A 464-nucleotide genomic window follows, 5' to 3' on the forward strand; every position below is an offset into this window, starting at 1 on the left:
GAACGGAGAGGTTGAACGTGACTGCTCGCAGCATGCGCGGTAAGCACCGCGCCGCCCGCCGCCCGATGATGGCGGCCCCCTCCGCGGCCGCCGGCCGTCGGGCTGCTGTGGTGGCGACCGCCGGTGGCCTGCTCGTGTCGCCGATCGGCGGCGCGCCCGCCGCGCACGCGGCTCCGGTGGCCTCGGACGCGGCAACGAAGCTGAGCACCCTGGCCCTGGTTGCGCTGACTGCCCAGGCCATGCAGAGCCTAGTGGCGTCGCCCGTGACCACGGGCGCCGCCCCCGGCGCCTGCTTGGCCTGGTCGGTCAGCGCACCCAGGTCCCCGGTGCTCAGCTTCTTGGCCGCGTCCGAGTCCACCGGTGCCGCGTGCGCGGCGGTCGCCCCGCCGATCGTCGACACGAGCAGACCACCGGCCGTGGCCATCACGGCGGCGCGACGGCCGGCTGCGGCCGAGGGTGCGGTG

The 464-nt window shown here is 76.3% G+C and carries 1 pseudogene; it reads right to left on the reverse strand.

Going from position 1 to position 464, the window contains the following annotated elements:
* A pseudogene (locus V5O49_RS00285) lies at positions 1 to 400 on the reverse strand (hypothetical protein); the annotation flags it as partial.
* Positions 401 to 464: the final 64 nt, after the last annotated feature.

It is taken from the genome of Isoptericola haloaureus, from assembly GCF_036689775.1.
Lineage (GTDB): Bacteria > Actinomycetota > Actinomycetes > Actinomycetales > Cellulomonadaceae > Isoptericola > Isoptericola haloaureus.